The 21433-nt window shown below is 38.0% G+C and carries 19 protein-coding genes and 1 other RNA gene; 6 read left to right on the forward strand and 14 right to left on the reverse strand.

All coding sequences use genetic code 11. The annotated features are described in order from the left end of the window. Positions 1–46 precede the first annotated feature (46 nt). From ACH3O9_RS12575 to ACH3O9_RS12615, 9 genes are all read right to left on the reverse strand, one after another. Positions 47–628 (reverse strand): DUF1989 domain-containing protein, encoded by a 582-nt coding sequence (locus ACH3O9_RS12575; RefSeq protein ID WP_416440951.1) that lies wholly within the window; start codon positions 626–628, stop codon positions 47–49. Continuing rightward, positions 609–1226 carry an FMN-binding negative transcriptional regulator gene (locus ACH3O9_RS12580; RefSeq protein ID WP_416440953.1) on the reverse strand — a complete coding sequence of 206 codons (618 nt, stop codon included), beginning with the start codon at positions 1224–1226 and terminating at the stop codon, positions 609–611. Before ACH3O9_RS12580 ends, ACH3O9_RS12575 begins: the two co-directional genes overlap by 20 nt. 2 nt (positions 1227–1228) lie before the next feature. After that, positions 1229–1933 (reverse strand): guanitoxin biosynthesis heme-dependent pre-guanitoxin N-hydroxylase GntA, encoded by a 705-nt coding sequence (gene gntA, locus ACH3O9_RS12585; RefSeq protein WP_416440955.1) that lies wholly within the window; start codon positions 1931–1933, stop codon positions 1229–1231. Positions 1934–2067: 134 nt separating this feature from the next. Then, the gene (locus tag ACH3O9_RS12590) at positions 2068–2592 is read right to left on the reverse strand and encodes a DUF421 domain-containing protein (protein ID WP_416440957.1); all 525 of its coding nucleotides are present in this window, start codon (positions 2590–2592) and stop codon (positions 2068–2070) included. A gap of 148 nt (positions 2593–2740) precedes the next feature. After that, positions 2741–4030 carry a DEAD/DEAH box helicase gene (locus ACH3O9_RS12595; RefSeq protein WP_416440959.1) on the reverse strand — a complete coding sequence of 430 codons (1290 nt, stop codon included), beginning with the start codon at positions 4028–4030 and terminating at the stop codon, positions 2741–2743. A gap of 110 nt (positions 4031–4140) precedes the next feature. After that, the gene (locus ACH3O9_RS12600) at positions 4141–4809 is read right to left on the reverse strand and encodes a hypothetical protein (RefSeq protein WP_416440961.1); all 669 of its coding nucleotides are present in this window, start codon (positions 4807–4809) and stop codon (positions 4141–4143) included. 94 nt (positions 4810–4903) lie between these two features. Beyond that, positions 4904–5881, reverse strand: a complete 978-nt coding sequence (locus ACH3O9_RS12605) for an acyl-ACP desaturase (RefSeq protein ID WP_416440963.1) — start codon at positions 5879–5881, stop codon at positions 4904–4906. Between the two features lie 139 nt (positions 5882–6020). Further along, positions 6021–6437 carry an energy transducer TonB gene (locus tag ACH3O9_RS12610; protein ID WP_416440965.1) on the reverse strand — a complete coding sequence of 139 codons (417 nt, stop codon included), beginning with the start codon at positions 6435–6437 and terminating at the stop codon, positions 6021–6023. A gap of 7 nt (positions 6438–6444) precedes the next feature. Then, positions 6445–8895, reverse strand: coding sequence for a prolyl oligopeptidase family serine peptidase (locus ACH3O9_RS12615; RefSeq protein WP_416440967.1), 2451 nt, complete (start codon positions 8893–8895; stop codon positions 6445–6447). Between the two features lie 178 nt (positions 8896–9073). On the opposite strand from ACH3O9_RS12615, the gene ACH3O9_RS12620 reads away from it, so the two are divergent. Beyond that, positions 9074–10081 (forward strand): 3-oxoacyl-ACP synthase III family protein, encoded by a 1008-nt coding sequence (locus ACH3O9_RS12620; protein WP_416440969.1) that lies wholly within the window; start codon positions 9074–9076, stop codon positions 10079–10081. A gap of 149 nt (positions 10082–10230) precedes the next feature. On the opposite strand, the gene fahA is transcribed toward ACH3O9_RS12620, so the two are convergent. After that, complete coding sequence (gene fahA, locus ACH3O9_RS12625) at positions 10231–11523, reverse strand: fumarylacetoacetase (protein ID WP_416440971.1); 1293 nt, start codon at positions 11521–11523, stop codon at positions 10231–10233. Between the two features lie 108 nt (positions 11524–11631). On the opposite strand from fahA, the gene glyA reads away from it, so the two are divergent. After that, positions 11632–12906: a serine hydroxymethyltransferase gene (gene glyA / locus ACH3O9_RS12630; protein WP_416446690.1), complete on the forward strand. Its 1275-nt coding sequence runs from the start codon at positions 11632–11634 to the stop codon at positions 12904–12906. Between the two features lie 255 nt (positions 12907–13161). Here glyA and ACH3O9_RS12635 read toward each other — a convergent pair whose 3' ends face one another. Genes ACH3O9_RS12635 through ACH3O9_RS12645 form a run of 3 tightly spaced genes read right to left on the reverse strand, consistent with a single transcriptional unit; the run spans position 13162 to position 16273 of the window. Beyond that, the gene (locus tag ACH3O9_RS12635) at positions 13162–13617 is read right to left on the reverse strand and encodes a 3-oxoacyl-ACP synthase (protein ID WP_416440973.1); all 456 of its coding nucleotides are present in this window, start codon (positions 13615–13617) and stop codon (positions 13162–13164) included. 9 nt (positions 13618–13626) lie between these two features. Continuing rightward, positions 13627–15189 (reverse strand): hypothetical protein, encoded by a 1563-nt coding sequence (locus ACH3O9_RS12640; RefSeq protein ID WP_416440975.1) that lies wholly within the window; start codon positions 15187–15189, stop codon positions 13627–13629. 25 nt (positions 15190–15214) lie between these two features. Further along, on the reverse strand, positions 15215–16273 hold the full coding sequence (locus ACH3O9_RS12645; protein ID WP_416440977.1) for a glutaminyl-peptide cyclotransferase: 1059 nt from the start codon (positions 16271–16273) through the stop codon (positions 15215–15217). An 88-nt stretch (positions 16274–16361) separates the two neighbouring features. Between ACH3O9_RS12645 and ffs the strand changes: the two genes are divergently transcribed. From ffs to fsa, 3 genes are all read left to right on the forward strand, one after another. Then, positions 16362–16461, forward strand: an RNA gene (gene ffs, locus ACH3O9_RS12650) — signal recognition particle sRNA small type. Between the two features lie 55 nt (positions 16462–16516). Further along, complete coding sequence (locus ACH3O9_RS12655) at positions 16517–17320, forward strand: SDR family oxidoreductase (protein ID WP_416440979.1); 804 nt, start codon at positions 16517–16519, stop codon at positions 17318–17320. 133 nt (positions 17321–17453) lie between these two features. Further along, a complete protein-coding gene (gene fsa / locus ACH3O9_RS12660) occupies positions 17454–18107 on the forward strand; it encodes a fructose-6-phosphate aldolase (RefSeq protein WP_416440981.1) in 654 nt (217 codons plus the stop codon). Between the two features lie 80 nt (positions 18108–18187). Here the strand turns inward: fsa and ACH3O9_RS12665 are convergent, their stop codons facing one another. Then, positions 18188–19597 (reverse strand): TlpA family protein disulfide reductase, encoded by a 1410-nt coding sequence (locus tag ACH3O9_RS12665; protein ID WP_416440983.1) that lies wholly within the window; start codon positions 19595–19597, stop codon positions 18188–18190. A gap of 180 nt (positions 19598–19777) precedes the next feature. Between ACH3O9_RS12665 and ACH3O9_RS12670 the strand changes: the two genes are divergently transcribed. Then, on the forward strand, positions 19778–21403 hold the full coding sequence (locus ACH3O9_RS12670; RefSeq protein WP_416440985.1) for an ABC-F family ATP-binding cassette domain-containing protein: 1626 nt from the start codon (positions 19778–19780) through the stop codon (positions 21401–21403). Positions 21404–21433: the final 30 nt, after the last annotated feature.

The raw sequence follows: 21433 nt of genomic DNA on the forward strand, positions 1-21433 counted from the left end.
CGGGTAAAAAGCATTAAAAATCCCACTTTTCAGGTGGGATTTTTTATTAGTCGATGATCTCAAAATGTATAGGTTTAAAACTTCCGCCATTACTATCTTCTGCAGAGCATGCGGTAAGTGCAACAATTAAGTCCATTTGAGCTTCAAACAGAACATAATCGCCGGCTCTACTTAATGGTGGGTCAACGCTTAGTTTTCCTTTAGCATCAAATTGCACATTCATAAAGATATTAAATGCTGTGGGTACATCGTCTGGTTCTATACCAAAGGCAGCAAGATTTGTGTAGAGATTTTCAAAACAACTGGGATGATAATCCGGGTTGTTGTACATGATTTGAAAAGTCTCAGGGCTACACGGAGCCAGAAGGAAATCGTTGCGGCCATTTGTGTCTTCCAGTATTTTCATCATTTTATTACTGCGGTTGCTCCAAAGAAAGTTTTCTTTCGTGATTAAAATACTTTCTTCAAAATCCAGAGTTTTTCCACTGGAAATTTTCTCTCTGGTATCTGTCGCATTAAATAGAACCATGTCACTTACCTGCTCTCCCTGTGGGTCTATTACTTTTAATTTTTGCCCCTTTTTAAGCGTAAAGGCTTTACCTGTTTGTTTATGTATTACTTCTGTCATGTTCTTTTTTTATGTCTTTGCTCAATTGAACTGTAGCCGGGCATTTTGAGAGATGCTCTATACTTGATTGCACATCTTCTTCAGCATAGCTCTGATGTAATTTTGCGACACCTTCAATTTTAAAAGGCTCGCACCAGAAACCTGTAATTAGAGGTAGGTGCTCTTTTAGCATATCGCTAGGAATTTCATTATAAAAAAGTGGATTTTCTTGTTTCTTTTCGAAATGATTTACCAGTTTTTCTAAACAACATTCAAGTTCGTAGGAAGTTTGTAAACGTATTTTAGCGTTTACGTGAACCGCAGAATAATCCCAGGTACTTATATCTTTCTCTTTATACCAGGAAGAAGAGACATAACCTTGAGCACCTTCAAAAATTAAAAGCACATCGGTGTCATTCTTTAAAAAACTAAATATCTCATTATGATTTGCAATATGACCAAAGAGCGTGAGATCTTGCTTAGAATAATCTATTAAAATGGGAATATGTGTTGCCAATAGTCGTTCACCCTGTATGACAAGCGTTGCAAAAGGATGAGCAGCTATAAAGTCTTTAAAATACGCAGAATCATTTTTCCGGTACTTTTTAGGTTGGTACATGTTTACATCTTTCCTGAAAGAAACGGACATTTCCATTCATTTCCAACTTTTCTACCGCTATATTGTTTTGTTTCGCTGCTTTTACCAAAGTCTCTTAACATAGGATTTATGCTTCCCTGAAGTTGTTCATCACGCTCGCGTATCTTGTCGCGTACATTGTGATAAGCTCCCATCTCTCTAAGTTTTTCAAATTGCCAGTGCAGGTTAAAAGCCATCGCAGGGTATGGGCTTTGTCTTGCCATACGTGAACTATTAGGATGCAGACCTACCATATAAAATGCTCTTCCGCCAAGGCTGAAACTGAAATCAGGATCGTTAGGATCATTACTTACAGTTGAGTCCCAGGGTTTGTCATCAACCTCATGTAAAAACTGAAGTTGTTTCCATAATAAATCCTCAAATTGCTCTTCAGAAAACGACTTTCTACCCTTAAAAACCGCTATAAATGTGTGAAAATCGTTAGAGCTGAAATCGTAATTAGCAATATATTGATTCAGATCATGAAGAATCTTTATAGCTGTATTTTTAGAGCCAAAATTCTCATACACATGAAAATCTACATGGTCCATACTAAACACAGTCTGAGCCATGACACATGGGTGATTGTTTTCTAAAATATAAGTATTAAACTCAGCTTTTATATCCTGAGTTGAATTAGTATCTGTGATTTTATTCTTCTTTAGTGGTGTTGATATGGTGGTAGACATATTGCGTATAGTTTTAATGTAAAATTATCTACAATATGTTTGAGGTTGATACTGTTTAAGAAGAGTTTAGATTATTATTATGGAAGATTAACAAGCGTTGAGAAAATTTTAAGGGTTTAGGTTAATTTAAAACATCAATAATCCTTAACGTCTGTCATAAGCCAATCTTCTAATTCAACCGAGTCATCAGAAGTGTGAAGTACTGAGATGTCGCCGGTAGCTTCAAATATGACAGCTTTAACCTGAGATAATTCCAGAACATTTGCTTCTCTTAATTTTGACCGAAGATCCCCCTCAGTAACCCGGGCTTTTCTCAGGTTATCATCAAGTATAGTATTGCCTCTCATGAGCAATAAAGGCTGATTGTCAATAGCTTTTTGAAAAGGTTTGTAACGACGCAAAATCGCGGCAGAAATTTGTAATACATAAACTGCTGCCAGCCCTACGGCTCCCTGTAAAAGGCTTACTGAAGATGATAAAAGGGTAGAGGCGATAATAGAACCTACCGCAACAGTCATAGCAAAGTCAAAACTAGACATTTTTGAAAAACTACGTTTTCCGGCTATACGCGTATATATAATTACCGCAGCATAAATTCCTATTGCACTAAGGCAGATTGCAATTAGAGATTGTGGCGAAGCTGTGAACCATTTTTCCATCAGATTAGAATTTTTAATATTTTCTAAAGTTATTGAGCGTGTGATAATAGCACAAGGTTTTAACTAAAGCTTATTAATTACAAGATTGTACAAATAATAAAGCCCGCTTAGCAACTAAGCGGGCCTTACATGTGATTTTTATTTACAACTAACTACGTTTAGAAGAAAAAGTGCCTCTTCTTTTGCGGCTGCTCGAGGAGTTGCTATTTCTATTCCCGCCAGAAGTAGCTGTTTTTGCAGGTCGTGGACCTCTATTCGAATTTTGTTTTGGTCTGGGATTTCTGGGAGATCCTTCGTTAGTATCGTTGATAAAAGGATGATCTTCTATAACCGGAATCTTTTGATTGATCAGTTTTTGAATATCCTTAAGGTATGCGCGTTCTTCTCTATCGCAAAATGATAATGCTGTACCACTTGCTTTTGCACGACCTGTACGTCCTATTCTATGCACATAAGTTTCAGATACATTAGGAAGATCATAATTAACAACCAGTTCTAACTCTTCTACATCTATACCACGCGCAGCAATATCTGTCGCAATAAGAACTTTAAGTTTGCCGTCTTTAAAAGCATTTAATGCTTTTTGACGCTGTAGTTGAGATTTATTTCCATGTATCGCAGCAGAAGTGATACCTGCCTGAGAAAGAATTTTTACGATTTTATTTGCCCCGTGTTTAGTACGTGAGAAAACTAGTAAAGAATCTGGTTTTTCTGTTTCTATGAGGTGAATAAGCAGCTTGGGTTTGCTGGGTTTTGTAACGAAATATACTGCCTGATCAACTTTTTCTGCAGTTGCCTGCTTTGGAGCAATCGTTACTTTTTCAGGATTACCAAGAATCTTTCCTGAAAGTTCTGTGATCGCTGCGGGCATCGTTGCAGAGAAAAATAGTGATTGTCTTTTCTTTGGAAGTTTAGTCAGTATTTTTTTTATGTCATGAATAAAGCCCATGTCCAGCATTTGATCTGCTTCATCAAGCACAAAATACTGTATGTCTCTAAGGCTTATTAAACCTTGATTCATTAAATCAAGAAGACGGCCCGGTGTTGCAACGAGCACATCTACGCCTCTGCGAAGTTCTCTTACTTGTGAAGCTTGTTTTACTCCGCCAAATATTACTGTATTCTTTATACCAGTGTACGTGCTGTATTCAGTTACATTATCTGCTATTTGTATGGCAAGTTCTCGCGTAGGTGTTACGATAAGTGCTTTAATCTTACGGCCACCTTTACCAGAGCCTATTTCATTATAAATATTTTGAAGTATGGGTATTGTAAATGCTGCGGTTTTTCCCGTCCCTGTCTGGGCACAACCTAGTAAATCTCTTCCTTTTAATAATATGGGTATTGATTGGGCTTGAATAGGGGTAGGGTGGGTATATCCTTTTGCAGTAAGTGCTCTTAGGATAGGTTCATTGATTTCTAATTCTTTAAACGTCATATATGTGTATAAGCCGGCAAAGGTAGGGATTCTTCAACGGACTCCATCATAAATACATAAAGTATTGTAAATTAATAATTTACCCGCTAAGCGGGATTTGATAAGAAATTTTAATCTTCTGAATGCGGAATAACGGTGGCTTCAAATTCATATTCCATAAAATCATCTTTGCTTAGCCAATAGTCTGATGTGATTATTTCGTAATCTGAAGCGTTTTTTGGGGTTAATTGCCAGATAATATTTTCAGCCGAATTAAATTCTTTCTTGCCGGCAAGTTGTTCATCAAAGAGGCGCTTGATGATATGGTGCTCATCTAATGAGTTACTTAATGCTTTTAGGGCATTTTCTTTGGTCAATTTCGTGTCAACGTTACTTTTTAAAGGTTCAATACTGCACGACATTATACTTGCTTTTGTATCTGGAAACTTACCGTTGTAAGCTTTAAACAAAAACTGATTTATACTGAATAGATCTTCGTGCAGGGCAATATCACTGTATTCTTCAGCTACTTTCTCCTTAAGCATATCATGAGATAATTGATCAATTTGACCGGTATTTAAAAAGTCAGAAAGCTTGTAGGTTAAGACAATCGTGGCAGCTTCTTGTGGATCAAAATCATTAATAGCCAGAAAGAGATATTCTTTGAGTTCGCTATCCTTAAGCTCTGCAGTATCCTGTACATCAAAGGCATTTAGTAAATTTTTATAATCATCTACGGCCCAGTAATCTGGTAATTCATTTACAGTTTTAATATTATTTATTGCTACTTTATATTTCATTGTGGTGTGTGCTTAAATTAGGTGATAAAAAAAGCGCCTTACTTTTCTAATTATTTAGACTGGCAGGCGCTTTTTAGTATTTATAGAGATAATTTTAAGTGGCGATCCACTTAAAATTATGTTGTCTGTCTGGTATGGCGATACGTTCTGATATACGCTCAAGTCTTGAAGGAAGTGCCATTAAATAATCTCTGGCTTTTTCTGCCTGACCATTAAGATCGCGCATTTCATCTATTTTCCAATCTTCAAGCAAAGATGTCATTATCGTGATATAATCCTGCGTTGTATAAACCATAGATCGCTGTGCGGCATCAGAAAAGTGAGACCACAGTTGCCCTACCTGCATTCCAGATTCACGCAAAAACATGGCCGGCATAACGATTTTCTTTTTCATCATATCTTCAAAAGCCAGCATCATTTCGCTAGGATCAAGTTCAAAAATACGACGTACAAAATCCATATAAGCTGTAGCATGACGAGCTTCATCACCTGCAATTGTATTACAGATCTTTGCCAGTTTTTTATTACCTGCTTTTCTGGAGAAAGAGGCCACACGTCTGTGAGAAACATTTGTTGCTAACTCCTGAAAACTGGTATATATAAAGTTTCTGTAAGGATCTGCTCCTGTTTGTATGTCAAAACCATCACTTATAAGGTACTGTGTTGATACTTCCATCTCGCGCATATTCACGCGACCAGATAGATAAAGATATTTGTTAAGAAGATCTCCGTGGCGATTTTCTTCAGCAGTCCATGAGCGTACCCATTGTGCCCAGCCATTTCCCTCAATTTGGTCAATGCCTTTAACACCCATAAGCCATGACTCATAAGTGGGAAGTGCTTCTTCTGTAATTGTATCACCTACAAGAACAGTAAAGAGATCATAATTCATCTCTCTGGCAAGTTCTTGTATTTCTTTTACATCTTCAGAGAATTCAGGATTTGTGGGATCTGGTAATAGATCTGCAGGTTGCCAGTTTGTATCTATTGGCTTGAGGTATTTTTCAAGTAATTCACCCATTGATTTCTCAATGGTTTGCATTACCTCTAGTCGTATATTAGAAAGTTTCATTTAGAATTTCTTAATCAAATTTTAGGGTAAACTTAATATATTTCGAAAGATTAACGTGTTATTAAGATCATAATGTTCTATAAAGGCATTATTCACTCTTAGTATTCAGGAGCAAATAAATGGTCTGTAATTACATCTTTTAATCGTTTCTCAATTTTGCTTTAGCTTCTTTACGTAATCTTCTCTTTTTTTCTTGTGCTGTTTCAATTTTAAATATAATAGGCATTGCAAAAAGGTGACTCTTGCCGGAAGAACCAAAGTTCATTGTATCAAGTTTTACCTGTTTAAGAACTCTAATGGCTTCTGTCTCAAAAACAGTATGAGGGCCGCGAGCTTCTATATCTACAAGGTTGCCATTTTCATTAACTTTAAATTTCGTGTATACTTTAATCTGGTCACCGCCTTTGTAATTAAGTTGGCGAGCCACGCTGTCAAAACGAGTTTGGTAATATTGCCTCAAAGCTTCAGCAGTGGCCTGCGAAATATTCTTTTGACCAAAGGAATTTAGGCCTGTAAGTAGCAGGACAATTAAAATGTAACTGTTTAGTTTTAACATCTAGGTCTTAATCTTTTAATTCTTCTTCTTTTTTTATGGCGCCCGTGTCTCTATTCTTGACATACTTCTCTAGCCATTGATCCTGCTCCCAAAGCATGTGGAGTATAGACTCTTTTGCGCTGTAACCATGACTTTCTTTTGGCAACATAACAAGTCTGGCGGTTGCTCCTAAACCTTTTAAAGCATTAAAATAGCGCTCACTTTGCAGCGGATAGGTACCTGAATTATTATCAGCCACACCATGAATCATAAGTAACGGAGTTTTCATCTCGTCTGCATGCATAAAAGGCGACATTTCATAATAGATCTCTGGTGCTTCCCAATAACTTCGCTCCTCACTTTGAAAACCAAAAGGAGTTAATGTACGGTTGTAAGCCCCACTACGCGCAATACCTGCAGCAAAAAGATTTGAATGGGAAAGCAGATTGGCAGTCATAAAGGCTCCGTAAGAATGGCCGCCAACAGCAACACGATTTCGGTCAATATAACCTAGGGAATCTACCGCGTCTATAGCCGCTTTTCCGTTAGCTACAAGCTGTTTTATAAAAGTATCATTAGGTTCTGTATCACCTACGCCCACGATGGGGAAAGACGCATCATCAAGTACAACATAGCCACGCGCTACCCAGTATACCATAGAACCATAGTACGGGTATGTAAATTCGTTAGGATTATTCGTGTTTTGTGAAGCGCTGTTCTTGTCTTTATATTCACGGGGATAAGCCCACAAGATCATTGGTTTTTTCTCTTTCTTTTTCATGTCATAACCTACGGGAAGATATAAGGTGCCAGAAAGTTCCAGTCCGTCATCACGTTTGTAGGTAATAACTTCTTTATGCACATCCTGTATACTTTTAAACGGATTTTCAAAAAAGGTAATTTGCTTTAGTTTGTCAGTTTTAATATTACGTATGTAATAATTTGGATATTCTGTAGGGGCTTCTATGCGAACTAAAATTTCACCCTTTTCCATATCAATGGCTTCCTGTAAGTTCTCAAGCTTATCTGTGTATTCAGACTCATAAATGCGTTTGGTTGCTTTAGATTTTAGATCGACTTCGTCAATAAAAGGGAACTGCCCTTTCTCACTGTAACCGTCACCTATGAGGTATGCTTTATCACCATCGAGTTCTAAAACATTCTCACCATACTTATTTTCTTTAGTGACAAAATTTCCGGGATCGCTGTACACATCCTGGTAATTACGGTCATTAATAACCACAGCTTCTCCATTTTCTTTTGAAGGATCTATTAGATAGCTTTTTGTGTTTCTTGTATTCCACCAGCGGTCATAAGCAATTGCGGTGTCATCATCACCCCAAATTATTCCCGCAAACCGATTAATCGTTTTAAAAATCGGCTTAGAAGCGGCAGAAAACGGTGCTTTTTGTTCAAAAACCTGATCGCGATAAGGCACTTCTACTTCAGGATCACCTTTATCAAGAGCTTCTACCCAAACGAGCGTGGCGGGTTTATCTGCTCGCCAGCGCATGCTGCGTTTACCGGTTTGTGTCGCCATAAAACCTTTGGGCAACTCTTCAATAAGAGGTATTTCGTTTACGGTTTTTATTATTTTGCCTTCTTTACTGTAAATGGTTGTAGTTTCGGGAAAGCGATAGTAGGGTACCAGATAAGAAAATGGTTTTCCTATTGCGGTAACCATAACATAATTGCCGTCTGGCGAAAAATCAACATCGCTATACATATCTGCTTTTAACCATTCGCTTTCGCTGCCATCCAGATTTATTTTATGTAATGACGAAGTAGCTAATTGCTCAAAATTGAAAGCATCATTGGGGTTTTTAAGTAGATCCTGGTAAGTTCTGTTTTGCGCTTTCGACCCGGTGCTAACCGAAATGGTCGGTCCGGTAGGTACAGCTTCATCTGTATTTATCAATTCTTTTCGGGTTGCGGGGAGCATATTTACTAAGAGACTATTGCCGTCTTTAAACCAGCTGATGGGATTACCCATGTTTCCGTTTACTTTAGCGTCTGAAACCTTATTCGCTTTCGCGGAAGCGATATCAAGAATCCAAACTTCCACGCCGGTATCAACCGTGTTTGTAAAAGCCATTTTTGTTTCATCTGGTGACCAACTGAAATTACTCAATCTGGGATTATCAGGAATTCCGGTCACAGCGGTAGCTTCTTTATCATCTACACCTTTAATCTCAACATTGTTGTAGTACGTTGTGCGGCTGCCAATATTTGTTTTAGGGTTTATGCGCAAACCCCCCAGACGTAGTTCTTCTTCAGAGAGTTCTGCGATGGTTTTGTAGCTGTCTCGATAAAGCAGCAGCATTTTATTTCCCTCGGTATTCATAACAACAGTAGGAGCGCGGGGTACATCTACCAGATCGAGTATTTCTTTAGGAGGTTTTTGATAATCAAGGTTTACCTGAGCAATAAGACAAGTGGTAAAAGAAAGAAAGGCAAGAAGAAGGAGTAGTTTTTTCATAACAGACTTGTTTGAAGTGAATTTAAGCAAAAGCTATTAATGGAGGGAAACAAATGCTATGCATGCATATAAAATCGCCGATAGAAAAGCGTTAAAAATTTGCGGAATCTGTATCTTACCCCACTTTAGTTCACCTGAAATTCTGGTGATGTTAATTTGATAAGACTATAATTGAAATATGTATAATTCTCGTATAGCCGGTCTGGGGGCTTATGTTCCGGAAAATGTTGTCACAAATGACGACCTTGCAAAAGTGATGGATACTAATGATGCCTGGATACAGGAGCGTACCGGGATTAAAGAAAGACGTCATATTAAGAAGGGTGATGGCAACAGCACCGCAACAATGGGTGCAAAAGCGGCAAAAATCGCCTTAGAAAGGGCAAAAATCACCGCACAAGACATAGATATGGTAGTTTTTGCTACGCTAAGTCCAGATTATTATTTTCCTGGTTGTGGTGTTCAAATACAACAAATTTTAGGGATGCGCACAGTTCCTGCACTTGACGTTCGTAATCAATGTAGCGGTTTTGTATATGCGCTTTCTACTGCAGATCAGTTTATAAAAACGGGGATGTATAAAAATATTCTTGTTATAGGTTCTGAAAATCACAGTGGCGGTCTTGATATGACAACTCGTGGTCGTGGAGTTTCGGTTATTTTTGGTGATGGGGCAGGAGCGGCAGTTCTTACTCGTGAAGAAGATAACACAAAAGGAATTCTGTCTACACATTTACATAGTGAGGGTGAGCATGCGCTTGAACTTTCATTACGTGGTCCCAGCACAGAAATGTGGGTGCCGGAGATTATAGAAAAAAATCCGCAGGAAGATATCCCATATTATCCTTATATGAATGGGCAATTTGTCTTTAAGAATGCTGTTGTGCGTTTTGCTGAAGTTATTAATGAAGGACTTGAGAAAAATGGCCTTACGGCGAAAGATATCGATATGCTGATACCACATCAGGCTAATTTACGTATCTCACAATTTGTTCAACGCCAGTTTAAATTGAGCGATGATCAGGTTTTTAACAATATTCAGAAATACGGTAATACCACTGCAGCATCTATACCCATCGCCCTAACTGAAGCATGGGAAGAAGGCAAAATTAAAGAAGGAGATACAGTAGTTCTGGCAGCTTTTGGTAGCGGTTTTACGTGGGCGAGCGCAGTTATTAACTGGTAAAGCCCCTTGCCCTGCGGGCATTTCCCCAAAGGGGAAAATGCAAAGCTTACAGCTATAAAATTGAGATATTATTCCCCTCCCATTGGGAGGGAACAATATCATATCTTCTTCTCCCCCTTTGGGGGAGATGCCTGAAAGGCAGAGGGGGATTACTTTTTCTTCGGTTCAAAGACAGGTAATAACTTTGTGCTTACTTCACCAAAACCTATTCTTGCATAACCATTTTTCTCGCACCATCCGCGCATGGTTACAGTGTCATTATCTTCTATAAACTTACGGTCACCACCTTCATCAAGTTTCACAGGTTTAGAACCTTTCCAGCTTAATTCAAGCATAGAACCATAAGAATCTTTTGTAGGTCCTGAGATTGTACCGCTACCCATAAGATCACCAGAATTCACCGGGCAACCATTAACTGTATGGTGTGCCAACTGCTGACTCATATTCCAGTATAGATATTTAAAGTTAGATGCGCTTACTTTAGTTTCAGCTTTGCCGTCTGGTTGTATGCCCACTTCCAGATTTATATCATAACTTCTTTTGCCTTTGTATTGCAGGTAAGGCATAAGTTCTGTTTCAGGTTTTGGTCCTGCAACTCTAAAAGGCTCAAGAGCATCTAGTGTTACGATCCAGCACGACATTGAAGAAGCGAAGTTTTTCGCCAGAAATGGCCCTAAAGGCACATATTCCCAACGTTGTATATCACGCGCACTCCAATCATTAAAAAGTACAAGGCCAAAAATATAATCTTCGGCTTCATCAACCGGAATTGGCTGTCCCAACTCATTTGCATCTGTGGTAATAAAAGCCATTTCAAGTTCAAAATCTACCAATCGTGAAGGTCCAAAAATAGGCTGAGTTGCACCATTAGGTAATTTTTGTCCTTGTGGTCTATGAACAGGAATTCCTGAAGGTATGATAGAACTGCTACGACCGTGATAAGCCACCGGTAAATGTAACCAGTTTGCAGGTAAAGCATTTTCGGGATCTCTAAAAATAGTGCCTACGTTTGTTGCGTGTTCTTTACTTGAGTAGAAATCTGTGTAATCACCTATTTGCACAGGAAGCTGCATTTCAATCTCGTCCATGCTAAAGATCACGCGATCGCGATGTTCTGCATTATCTCTTAATTTAGCATTGCCAGCTTCAAAAATAGTAGAGATCCTATTACGCACAAGACGCCATGTTTTGCGACCGTCAGCAATAAAATCATTTAAACTATCCTGTAAAAAAATATCGTCTGTAAGCGGGATACCTTCAAAATAACCCAATTGATGAAGCGCTCCTAAATCGATTGCAAAATCGCCTATTCGCGTACCTATGGTTATAATATCATCTCGGGTTAAGAACACCCCAAAAGGAATATTCTGGATAGGAAAGTCTGAATTTTCGGGGGTTTCCAGCCAGGTTGTTCTTTTGGGATCGTTAGTCTTAGAAGGCATAAATTATTAATAAAATGTTAGTAATTCTCTGTTTCAAATATAGAATTAAAATAGTACTAACCGAATGTTATGATTACTTTTGAACCTAATTTAACAAACTTTAATAAAATGCAGCGGGATACTGATATCTTTGAATTAATAGAAGAAGAAAAACAAAGGCAACTTAATGGTTTAGAGTTAATTGCATCAGAAAATTTTGTAAGTGAACAGGTGATGGAAGCTGCCGGTTCTGTGCTTACAAACAAGTATGCAGAGGGTTATCCCGGCAAGCGTTATTACGGTGGTTGTGAGATTGTAGATGAGGTTGAGACTATTGCTATTGAGCGCGCAAAAGAACTTTTTGGTGCTGAATATATAAACGTGCAGCCACATTCTGGTTCTCAGGCTAACACAGCGGTTTTTCACGCGTGTATGAAACCGGGCGAGACTTTTCTTGGTTTTGATCTTGCACATGGCGGTCACCTGACTCATGGTTCACCGGTTAACTTTTCAGGAAGATTGTATAATCCTGTTTTTTATGGTGTAGATAAAGAGACCGGCCGTCTGGATTATGATAAGATAGAGGAGATCGCTTTGCGCGAAAAGCCAAAAATGATCATCGCAGGAGCTTCTGCGTATAGCAGAGAGATAGATTATGCACGCTTTCGCGAAATCGCAGATAAAGTAGGTGCAATCTTAATGGCAGATATTGCTCACCCCGCAGGATTAATTGCAAAAGGTGTGATAGGTGATCCTGTACCGCATTGTCATGTGTGTACAACTACAACGCATAAGACTTTGCGCGGCCCTCGTGGTGGTATGATCATTATGGGGAAAGATTTTGAAAACCCATTTGGTATAAAACTGAAGAACGGAAAACTAAGAATGATGTCTTCTTTGCTTGACAGTGGGATCTTCCCAGGTAATCAAGGTGGGCCATTAGAACATATTATTGCAGCAAAAGCAATCGCTTTTGGTGAAGCGTTAACTGACGAATTTTTACATTACACCGTTCAGGTGAAGAAAAATGCGGCTGTTATGGCGAAAGCTTTTGTAGAAAAAGGATACGATATTATATCAGGCGGGACAGATAATCATATGATGCTTATCGACCTGCGTAATAAAGATATCACCGGTAAAGAAGCTGAAGAAGCTTTAGGTAAAGCAGATATTACTGTAAATAAGAATATGGTTCCTTTTGATGATAAATCTCCTTTTGTCACTTCGGGAATACGTATTGGGACGGCTGCAATTACCACGCGCGGACTAGTAGAAAGCGATATGCAAAAAGTGGTAGACTTTATAGATGCTGCTATTTTGAATCATACAGACGATGAGAAATTAGAAAACATCGCAGAAGAAGTAAATAACATGATGGGCGACAGACCGCTTTTTAAGATGTAAGACTTTATGAGCCTAAATTGTCACACTGAGCCTGTCGAAGTGTTGTTTTAGGTTTAATGAAGAGTCGTCAACCTGAATCTATTTCAGGTTTGCATCTAATCTAATTAAGAAATAGAATAATGTGATTCTGAAATGATTTCAGAATGACGGAAAAACAAAAACCTCAGAAATTTCTGAGGTTTTTTTATGTGAAATAATTAAGCTTTCGATTCAACTTAAATTTTTGGGAGAAACTTAGTTAAACTCATTTGTGAGTTAAATAATCTTTTCGATTTTGATCTCTTTATCTCTAAAGGAGACTTTCTCGCCTTCTTTTTTACCGACTAAGATTTCGCCAATTGGCGAACCCGGCGAAATACAGAAATAAGAATCGCCCTCAACTTTTACTTCGCCTAAGCCAATAGCGATAAGATAATTTCCTGAGGTGGTTAGAATTAGGCTGCCAAAGCCCGATATTTCGTTATTCTGCTCGATTTTTACCCGGTTTAGGTCGGTTTTTAGGTTTTGGTTGAGGTTAAGTTGGCGGTTTGCATTGTCGAGTTCGATTTCGGCCATTGCTCTTCCGGTTTCATATTTATCGCCGGCGCTGCTTTTGGTTTCGCCATCGCGAGACTCTTCTATTGAAGCAATATTTCCTTTCGCAACAGCGATCTTATTATCTAAAATTGCATGCAGATGCTTTAAAAGCGCTTTTTTATGTGATGGTGTCATAGCCAGAATTTAGTCCTCAAAAGTAGCACTTTCATAAGCACCAAGATCTGGATTATTTGTGCGATCTGTGCCTAAAATATCAAATGGAACTTGTTGCGCTGCTTGTATATCACCCTCGCCGTTAGCGGCAGAATCTTCTGTGATTCTAAAATCATTATTCTCAGGATCTTTAAAATCGGGATTTTCGCTTAAAATGATATTCTCATACAATACACTATTGTTGAAATTGTAAAGCGGATCATCACTGTAATTGCCAAAATTATCATCAAACTGGATCAGGCAGTTTTTTAAATTAAAATTAAAAGCGGCCTCATCGCTGTAGTTCACTGAGAATTCTTCTCCCTGATTCCCGGCAATTATGCAGTTTGTAAAATTTGCTGCTGTGAGATCTGCGACAAAAGCCTGATCTTCAGTTAATAGATAGTTGTCTATTTGTACAGCTGGATAATTTCTAAAACCCTGTGACCAATAGTTGGCAAACGTGCAGTGGGTAAAATCATAGCTACCGCCAAGTGCGAGCCAAAGAGATGAGATCCCGGAGTTATTGATTACCAGATTCTCACCTAAAATAGTTCCTGTTCTGGCGTATAACCCAATATTAGAACTGTTGTATATCTGTGTGTTGCGAATGGTTAAAGTGGGATTTTGCGTGCCGTCATTAGAATCCATCAAAACTCCTACTGTCGCGTTTTTGATAGTGGCATATGCAATTGTGTTGTTTGTGCTGCCATCTGTGAGCCACAATAATCCCCACTGGCCGGGAACGTCGCTAAAATCTGGCTCTAGCCTGTCACCTTCAAAAATCACTTCGTTCTCCAGTAAATCCTTATCTGTGCTCAACCTTCCATTGACATGCAGGCTTGCGCGGTTTGCAACAATAATACCGCTACCAGAATGAAAATGAACTCTGGCACCAGCTTCAATATTTAAAGTCTTATCTGGTGGTACGGCAGCATAGCCATAGATAACATAAGGTTTATCTGCGGTAAAAGTGAGTTCATCATCATCAAGAAAAAAGCCTTCAATTAAAACCTCGTTGCCTTCACCGTCTTGTCCCAGACTTAGAGTTTCTTTCATGCCGGCATCATCCCGTTGTGGATAGAGAAAGATCGCATCCTGAACCAGTGTCACGAGTTCTACTTTTTGCTCATTAATGCCTGTATCAAAATTTATCGCGTCTGTATAAAGAAAATCGGCGTTTTCTGCCTGAAAATCGGCAAAATTAAGGGTGGTTTCTACAAAAACAAAAATGCTGTCATTTGCCAGAATTTCTACATTCTCAAAAGCTTTTCCAGGTATACCATCAATATTAAGTCGGTAGTTAGAACTTTCGCCTTTAGCCAGACCAACAGAGGGAATTGAAATTGCGTTGTCGCTGCGATTGTAAACTTTAAAAGTGTAGGTGCTGCTGCCAATATTTGTAAAAACGGTATCCAGATAAACGGTGTCCCTTGAAAATTCAAGCTGCCCTGAACTCAAAGTTGTTTCAAAATCGTTACGGCACGAACTCCAGAGAACAATTATGCTGAGCAGGACAAGAAACCTTAAAGTGTATGTGGTATAAATTTTCAAGTGGATCGTTTGTAATTGAAGATTTTTATTTTTCTACAATGCGTATTTCAAAAAGTTTGTTCCAGTGTTTGCCAGTAACATATAATTTGTCTGTGTCTTTATTATAAGCAATACCATTTAGCACTTCGTTATTCGGGTCAAGACCGCTTTGCACTTCTTTTTTAAGAGGTCTTAAATCTACCACAGCTTCTATAGCACCGGTTTCTGGGTTAATTATAGAAATACCATCATTTTGATAGGTATTTGCATAAATTTTACCGTTCACCCATTCAAGCTCGTTATACTTTGAGCGCGTGGTTTTATTGTCTACGATCTCGATATATCCCTGCTCAGAGAGGTTTTTTGGGTCCAGAAGCCAGATTTTATCAGTTCCGTCAGATTTGTAAATGGTCTGACCGTCGTTGCAAAGTCCCCATCCTTCTTTACTTTTATTAAAGGCGAAAGTTCCGGTTTGTTCAAAAGTGTCAAGATCGTAAATAAAACCAATTTTAGACTGCCACGTTAATTGATACAATTTGTCGTTTAAAATGGTAAGCCCTTCGGCGAAATATTTATCATCTAGTTTAATTTCTTTCTCGATCTTACCGGTGGTAAAATCTGTTTTGCGCAGCGTTGATACTCCGCGTTGCCCGGCACTTTCATAAAGAACACCATTGTGAAATTCTAAGCCCTGCGTATACGAACTTGTATCATGCGGATATGTATTTACAATTTCATAGCCGTATAACTTAGGAGCAGTTTCAGAAACCACAGTAAGAGTATTGTTTATACTTACTATTTTATCTCCTGCATAAACCTGAGCTCGTATGCTTTTCTTGCCTAATCGCTCAACGTCTACTTTTGTAGTGACTGAAGATAGATCTGTTGAGCTGCTTATGTATTTGTCATCTATAAAGTAAGACACAGAATCTATATCTACATTTTTTTTCGCTTTAAGCGAAATTTCAACCTCACCGCCGTTTTTTACTGTATTTTTTTTGAGGTTTGTAACGATGTCAAAGTTTTTATTGAGGTCTTTACCGTTGCCGCAGGCGAGTAGGGTGAGCGTTAATGTAAAGAGGACTAATGCCTTATATAGTTTCATGATATTGTAGAAATTTATGCCAAGGTATTTAATTAAATTCAGTTTAAAAAACATTGGGTTTGCAGTTCATTTACTTTATATTTGCACCCGGCAAGTCCTACACAACCAGCTCCTGTCGAATTCCCCCAGGGCGGGAACGCAGCAAGGGTAGATGGTCGTAGCGGTGTGATGTAGGTAGCTTGCCTTTTTTTGTGCCTTATTGTTAACCATTTTTCTTCATATTTAGTATCCAAAACTAAAGATATGTCACCAGTTGTTTTAATCACAGGGGCTTCTTCAGGAATAGGGAAGGCCGTCGCAGAATATCTCGCTACAAAAGATTACAAAGTCTACGGCACAAGTCGCAATCCTCAACAGGAAATACATAACGGAGTTCACTTTTTACAATTAGATGTTACTGATGCAAGCAGCATAGAAACTGCCGTTTCTCAATTACTTGCGAGAGAGAACAGGTTAGATTTTCTCATTAATAATGCCGGTAAAGGAATTAGCGGCCCAATGGAAGAAATTCCTGAAAGCGAACTAAAATCTGTTTTTGATACTAATTATTTTGGCCCAATCGCCATGATTAAAGCTGTTCTGCCAGTTATGCGTAGCCAGAATAGCGGGATGATAATAAATGTCACTTCAATTGCGGGTTATATGGGGCTGCCTTTTCGCGGAGCTTATTCTGCTACAAAAGGAGCTTTAGGACTCACAACAGAGGCTATGCGTATGGAGTTGAAAGAATTTAATATTAAAATGGTAAATGCTGCACCAGGTGATTTTGCTACTAATATTGCTGCCGGCAGATTTCATGCTTCTCTAAAAGATACTTCTCCTTATAGAAAAACATACGGTTTATCGCTTGAGCTAATGAATGAGCATGTAGATGAGGGTGAGAACCCAATGTTAATGGCGCAAGCGATTCATGCTATTATGCAGGAGAAAAACCCCAAAGTACACTATAAAATCGGTGCTTTTATGCAAAAAATCTCCGTTTTTCTAAAGGGTATTTTGCCAGATCGCGTGTATGAGCGTATGCTACTCAATCATTATAAGCTGTAAGTAAGTAGACTGTAATGTAGTTTTAAAAACTTATTTAAGAATACTGAAGATAAAAGCGTTAAGTACCTGTTGATTATTAAATCAATTGGTTATTTTTGTACGAGAACGATTTAGATTAATATAAAACCAAAAGATGAAATTTTTTATAGATACGGCTAATCTAGACCAGATTAGAGAGGCACAAGACCTTGGTGTACTTGATGGTGTAACGACTAATCCTTCGCTTATGGCGAAAGAAGGCATCACAGGACGTGATAATATTTTGAAGCATTATGTTGAGATCTGCAATATTGTAGATGGTGATGTAAGTGCAGAAGTTATTTCTACAGATCTTGAAGAAATAATTAAAGAAGGAGAAGAATTAGCAGAATTACACGAGCAGATCGTTGTAAAGGTGCCAATGATCAAAGAAGGTGTCAAGGCTATAAAATATTTTAGCGACAAAGGTATACGCACAAACTGTACACTTGTATTTTCTGCAGGTCAGGCTTTACTTGCAGCTAAAGCAGGAGCAACTTATGTTTCTCCTTTTATTGGTCGTTTAGATGATATCTCAACAGATGGATTAAATCTTATTGCAGATATTAGAATTATATATGACAACTACGCTTACGAGACCGAAATCCTAGCAGCTTCAGTAAGACACTCTATGCACATTATTGAGTGCGCTAAGATAGGTGCAGATGTTATGACTGGGCCTCTTTCTTCAATAGAAGGATTATTAAAGCACCCACTTACAGATTCAGGTTTAGAGAAATTCTTAGCTGATTACAAGAAAGGGAACTAAGAAGACTATCAGTTCTTACTGAGTACAAATAAAAAATCCGCTTGAGCAATCAAGCGGATTTTTCGGTTTAACCAAAAACATTATTTATTTAAATAGCCTAACAATTCGTTTTCAAAATCTGTACTAAACATATTTGCATGTGCATTCTGTATAGTACCATTCTTATCTACTATAAAGGTTTTAAAGATTGAGTTTATAGAGAGCTCATCTTTAATCTCCTCAAAATTATCATTTATCTTAAACTCATTCTTAGGATTAAAACCATTGAGTTTTGCAATCCGTAGCCACTCCTGCGTATCGATATTAATATTAATAGCGATATAGGCATATTCAGGAAACTTATTTATAAGCTCCTGGGCCATTAGGTGAGCCTGTCTTGAGTGATTCTTTTTATCTTTAGACCACAAGAATATAAACGTGGGTTTTGTAATTAGTTTATCAAGATGCACTTTCTCACCCTTCATGTTTATCAAAATTTCATCTGGCATTTTTTTACCAGCTTCTACATTTTGATTTGAGGTATAAAGCTTCTCGATCTCCTTTTTATTAAAATTTGAAGGGATGTGTTTCATATAGAGATCAAAAATCTCTTCGCCTCCTTTTTTATCATTACTGTTTGCCAGATATTCTTTAATAGTTCTGGTTAACAAGTAACTTTTTATAGAGTCATTAGAAACCGTACTGTCTATAAGTCTAAGTTTGTGCAGATTGTGTGTAAATGATTGTGAGTTGTAATCTTCAGTGCCGGCGTATTGCTTAAATGCAGCCTGATTGAAGTAGTTCATTAAAAAGCGCTGGTATGAATATAGACTTAAAAGATTCTCCCGGTTAAAATCTACATCATCGCGGTAATCATAAAAGTCATCTGGTAGTGATTGCAGGAAGGCATATTTATCTGAGCCAAATCTTGAAAGCGGATACACTTCTTTACGCGCATAGTAATCATAATCTATAATAGCGTTTATGACCCCTTGAAAACCCTCACTTACTTCATGTTTTGCTTTAAAATTTTCCCAGTCTTCTGTGCGCACGTCTCTTAATGAATCAAGCGTTTGCTGAAAAAGTAAAGGATCTTGTTGATAAACAGTCATCATAGACTCATTCTCTTTCTCATTGAGGAGGTAAAGACTAAGCATGAAATTGTTTTGAGCTGCGCCGTAACCCGTGAAAGTAAGCGATTCATCAAACTCGATCGTATTTACTCTAAGCATAAGACTGTCGCCTTCTTCTAAATAAACAAGCTGGCGCTCATTATGAAAAAAGCTATATAAACCAGGCTTAAAATCGTTAATTTTATAGAAGAAGCGATTGTTTTGACTAAGAGGAAGATCGATTATATTTCGATTGTCTTTACGCAGAATGATTGAGTTGCTTACCGGGTTTACAATTTGCCCACCTATATACGTGCCAGAAGTAGACTTATCGTGTGTGCCATTGCAGCTAATCAGGATAAATAAAAGTAAAACGGAGACTAAGACAGAACGTCTCATGTAAAGAGTAATTTTTTCAATCAGATATGATAAGGGTTAAAGTTTAAACTCAAAAGTAAGTGCGTTGTCTATTTCAGGCTGTTAATTACTAGTTAAAACATAGAATATAAAAGTTAATGTTTCTTCCTTTGGCTAACATTCGATACTTTTGCAAATCTTTTAAAAAATAAGGATTTAGCTATGTTATCAATCTCAAATCTTTCGGTTCAGTTCGGCAAACGTATTTTGTTTGATGAAGTAAACGTTTCATTTACCCAGGGTAATTGTTACGGAATAATAGGAGCCAATGGCGCCGGAAAATCTACACTCTTAAAAATAATCGCTGGTAAAGAAGAACCTACTTCTGGCCACGTTCATCTCGAGCCGGGTAAACGCATGTCTGTTCTTGAGCAGGATCACTATGCTTACGATGAATTTACAGTGCTTGAGACGGTACTAATAGGAAATAAACCACTCTATAATATCAAGAAAGAAATGGATCAGCTGTATGCTGATTATTCTGACGAAAATGCAGATCGTATTGGTGAGCTGCAGGTGCAGTTTGAAGAAATGAACGGGTGGAATGCAGACAGTGACGCAGCAGCGCTATTATCAAGTCTTGGTATTAAGGAAGATCTGCACTATATGCAGGTGAAAGATCTTGATAACAAGCAAAAGGTACGTGTTCTTTTGGCGCAGGCTTTATTTGGAAATCCTGATGTTTTGATCATGGATGAGCCAACTAACGATTTAGATTATGAAACGATCAATTGGTTAGAAAACTTCCTTGCTAATTATGAGAACTGTGTTATAGTAGTTTCTCATGACCGTCACTTTTTAGATTCTGTGTGTACACATATATCTGATATTGATTTTGGAAAGATCACGCATTACAGTGGTAACTATACTTTCTGGTATGAGTCTTCTCAATTAGCAGCGCGTCAACGTTCACAACAGAATAAAAAGGCCGAGGAGAAGAAAAAGGAACTTCAGGAATTTATTATGCGCTTTAGTGCCAACGTGGCAAAAAGCAAGCAGGCTACTTCAAGAAAGAAGATGATAGAGAAGCTTAACATTGAAGATATAAAACCTTCAAGTAGAAGATATCCTGCTATTATTTTTGAACGAGAGCGTGAGGCAGGCGATCAAATACTTAATATTGAAAAATTAGCGTCTTCTGTAGATGGAGAAATGCTATTTCAAAATGCAAATATCAATTTAGCTAAAGGTGATAAGGTTGTTCTTTTTTCTAAAGACAGCCGTGCAACCACAGCTTTTTACCAGATCATAAATGGTGAGCAAAAACCACTTGAAGGTAAATACGATTGGGGTATTACAACTACACAATCATATTTGCCGGTAGATAATCAGAAATTTTTTGAAAACGATTTGACGCTGGTAGACTGGTTAAGACAATATGCAAAAACTGAAGAAGAGCGCGAGGAAGTATTTGTGCGTGGCTTTTTAGGTAAGATGATATTTTCTGGAGAAGAAGCGCTTAAAACTTCAAACGTATTATCAGGAGGTGAAAAAGTGCGTTGTATGTTAAGCAGAATGATGATGCAGCGAGCAAATGTATTGATGCTTGATGAGCCTACCAATCACTTAGATCTTGAATCTATTACTGCTTTTAACAACAGTTTAAAAAACTTTAAAGGGACGGTGATCATGACAACTAGCGATCATGAGTTTGCCAGAACTGTAGGTAACCGCGTTATAGAACTTACTCCTAACGGGATTATAGATCGTTACTTAAACTTTGATGAGTATATGAGCGATCCTAAAATAAAAGAGCAACGTGAGAAGATGTACGCAGTAGAAGCTTAAAAAATCGGCTTAAAATGCTTAAAAACCGGG

This window comes from Leeuwenhoekiella sp. A16 (genome assembly GCF_047946675.1).
GTDB lineage: Bacteria > Bacteroidota > Bacteroidia > Flavobacteriales > Flavobacteriaceae > Leeuwenhoekiella.

Coding starts and splice junctions, on each gene's coding strand:
- ACH3O9_RS12575 (WP_416440951.1), bottom strand. CDS start 628: ATGACAGAAGTAATACATAAACAAACAGGTAAAGCCTTTACGCTTAAA.
- ACH3O9_RS12580 (WP_416440953.1), bottom strand. CDS start 1,226: ATGTACCAACCTAAAAAGTACCGGAAAAATGATTCTGCGTATTTTAAA.
- gntA (WP_416440955.1), bottom strand. CDS start 1,933: ATGTCTACCACCATATCAACACCACTAAAGAAGAATAAAATCACAGAT.
- ACH3O9_RS12590 (WP_416440957.1), bottom strand. CDS start 2,592: ATGGAAAAATGGTTCACAGCTTCGCCACAATCTCTAATTGCAATCTGC.
- ACH3O9_RS12595 (WP_416440959.1), bottom strand. CDS start 4,030: ATGACGTTTAAAGAATTAGAAATCAATGAACCTATCCTAAGAGCACTT.
- ACH3O9_RS12600 (WP_416440961.1), bottom strand. CDS start 4,809: ATGAAATATAAAGTAGCAATAAATAATATTAAAACTGTAAATGAATTA.
- ACH3O9_RS12605 (WP_416440963.1), bottom strand. CDS start 5,881: ATGAAACTTTCTAATATACGACTAGAGGTAATGCAAACCATTGAGAAA.
- ACH3O9_RS12610 (WP_416440965.1), bottom strand. CDS start 6,437: ATGTTAAAACTAAACAGTTACATTTTAATTGTCCTGCTACTTACAGGC.
- ACH3O9_RS12615 (WP_416440967.1), bottom strand. CDS start 8,895: ATGAAAAAACTACTCCTTCTTCTTGCCTTTCTTTCTTTTACCACTTGT.
- ACH3O9_RS12620 (WP_416440969.1), top strand. CDS start 9,074: ATGTATAATTCTCGTATAGCCGGTCTGGGGGCTTATGTTCCGGAAAAT.
- fahA (WP_416440971.1), bottom strand. CDS start 11,523: ATGCCTTCTAAGACTAACGATCCCAAAAGAACAACCTGGCTGGAAACC.
- glyA (WP_416446690.1), top strand. CDS start 11,632: ATGCAGCGGGATACTGATATCTTTGAATTAATAGAAGAAGAAAAACAA.
- ACH3O9_RS12635 (WP_416440973.1), bottom strand. CDS start 13,617: ATGACACCATCACATAAAAAAGCGCTTTTAAAGCATCTGCATGCAATT.
- ACH3O9_RS12645 (WP_416440977.1), bottom strand. CDS start 16,273: ATGAAACTATATAAGGCATTAGTCCTCTTTACATTAACGCTCACCCTA.
- ACH3O9_RS12655 (WP_416440979.1), top strand. CDS start 16,517: ATGTCACCAGTTGTTTTAATCACAGGGGCTTCTTCAGGAATAGGGAAG.
- fsa (WP_416440981.1), top strand. CDS start 17,454: ATGAAATTTTTTATAGATACGGCTAATCTAGACCAGATTAGAGAGGCA.
- ACH3O9_RS12665 (WP_416440983.1), bottom strand. CDS start 19,597: ATGAGACGTTCTGTCTTAGTCTCCGTTTTACTTTTATTTATCCTGATT.
- ACH3O9_RS12670 (WP_416440985.1), top strand. CDS start 19,778: ATGTTATCAATCTCAAATCTTTCGGTTCAGTTCGGCAAACGTATTTTG.